We start from the raw sequence: 1,821 nt of genomic DNA, 5'->3' as shown, positions 1-1,821 counted from the left end.
CGTGGGGGCCGCGGCGGACGCCGCCGCGGCCCGCCTGGCGCGCTAGGCCCGCTAGGGCTGCGGCGTCTCCTCCGCAGTTATCCCGACGTCAGCGGGCGTGAGCGCGGCGCGCCGGTGCAGCCCTACGGCGATGAGCGGGAACACCAGGACCGACAGCACGCCCGCCCCGATCAGGGAGGCGGCGGTGGAGGGGAGCATGACGCCGTCCTGCTCACCGATCGCTGCCAGGGCGATCAATAGCGGCAGCGAGGTCGCAGTGATAAACGTCATCTCCAGCCGCTGCACGGGAGCCAGGGCGCGCCGGTAGACCAGCAGCGAGGGGAGGCCGCGGACGACGAGCAGCAGCGCGAAGAAGATGAGCAGGCGCAGCGGGTCCTCGCTGATCGACTTGAGGTCAAAGCTCATCCCCGAGTAGATGAAGAAGATGGGGATGAACAGCCCGTAGCCCACCGCGTCGAACTTGTGCTCCAGGCTTTCGGTGTCCATGTTGAGGTGCCGCGTCCAGCCGCGCAGCACCATCCCCGCCAGCACGGCGCCGAGCACCACATCCAGGCCGAACCGGCTCGCGACGGCGAGCAGGGCGAACAGCAGCACCATAGACCAGCGCAGGGTGACCTGCCCAGTTGCCTCCTGACCCTCGGTGACGATCCGCTGCATCGCGGCGCTCCTGGCCAGCCGGGGCACGAAGGTCAGCGTGAGGGCCAGCGCCCCGACCAGCGCCACCGAGGCGAGCGCGACGAAGCTGCCCCGCTGGCCGAGGAAGACGGCAATGATCAGGATCGGGAACAGCTCGCCTACGGCGCCGGCGGCGAACACGTGGCGGCCGAACTCGCCGCCGAGCATGTTGTTGTCCCGCAGGATGGGCAGGAGCGTGCCGAGGGCCGTGGTGGTCAGTGCCAGCCCGACCGGCACGTAATCCTTGATGTAGCCCGCCGCGGTCAGGCCGGCCGTCACGCCCACGGCGATCGCGGCCGACATCACCCAGCCGCCGATCGCGAGCCTGCCAGGCTGCTGTCGCAGCAGCCGCGGATCCAGCTCGTAGCCGGCCAGCAGGAACAAGAAGCCCAGCCCGATGTTGGCCAGCAGCTGGATGCTCGCCGTGTCGGCCAAGCCGAGCACGTGCGGGCCGATCAGCACGCCGCCGAGCAGGAAGATGACCACCTGCGGGATGCGAGGACCCGGCAGCAGGGCGACGACGAGCGGCGTGAGCGCCGCCACCAGCGCCACCGCCACCAGGTCGTTGAGGCCTTTGGTCAGGTCCATCCCGGCTCAGCCTGGCCGAATGACCCCGTGTTGTCGTCACCCGTCTGGGAGTATTCCGCGCCGGGTCAGAAAAATTCGGTACTGCCCCGTTGGAGTACTGGGCGCCGCGGCGACTATGAGGGTGTGACGTACCCGCAGGTGCGGCCCGACCCGGCGCTCGGGCTGCTGAAGCTGTACGACGATGCGCTGCCGCACGTCTACGGCTACCTGCTGGCCCGCTGCGGCGACTCCGCCCTGGCCGAGGACCTCACGGCCGAGTCGTTTCTCGCCGCCGTGCACGCGGCCCGCAAGCCGGGCGCGCCGGAACCTTCCATTCCCTGGCTGATCGGGGTGGCCCGGCACAAGCTCGCCGACCACTGGCGGTGGGTCGAGCGGGAGCAGCGCGGGCTACGCCTGCTGGACGGCGAGCCGGCGCGCGTCGACGACCCGTGGGACACGACCGTCGACCAGATCCGGGCCCGCGAGGTGCTCGGCCGGCTCGGCGCGCACCACCGGGCCGCGCTCACGCTGCGGTACATCGACGGGCTGCCGGTGCCCGAAGTGGCCAGGCACCTAGAC

The 1,821-nt window shown here is 70.8% G+C and carries 2 protein-coding genes; one reads left to right on the top strand and one right to left on the bottom strand.

The window, feature by feature from the left end:
- Positions 1-51: 51 nt before the first annotated feature.
- Positions 52-1,263, bottom strand: a complete 1,212-nt coding sequence (locus tag WA805_RS31340; RefSeq protein ID WP_425244145.1) for a cation:proton antiporter — start codon at positions 1,261-1,263, stop codon at positions 52-54.
- 123 nt (positions 1,264-1,386) lie between these two features.
- On the opposite strand from WA805_RS31340, the gene WA805_RS31335 reads away from it, so the two are divergent.
- Positions 1,387-1,821, top strand: a 435-nt coding sequence (locus tag WA805_RS31335; protein WP_425244144.1) for an RNA polymerase sigma factor, incomplete at its 3' end; no start/stop codon positions are given.

This window comes from Trebonia sp. (assembly GCF_049794275.1).
GTDB lineage: Bacteria > Actinomycetota > Actinomycetes > Streptosporangiales > Streptosporangiaceae > Trebonia.
This window is presented reverse-complemented; position numbering and strand designations above follow the sequence as displayed.

Coding starts and splice junctions, on each gene's coding strand:
- WA805_RS31340 (WP_425244145.1), bottom strand. CDS start 1,263: ATGGACCTGACCAAAGGCCTCAACGACCTGGTGGCGGTGGCGCTGGTG.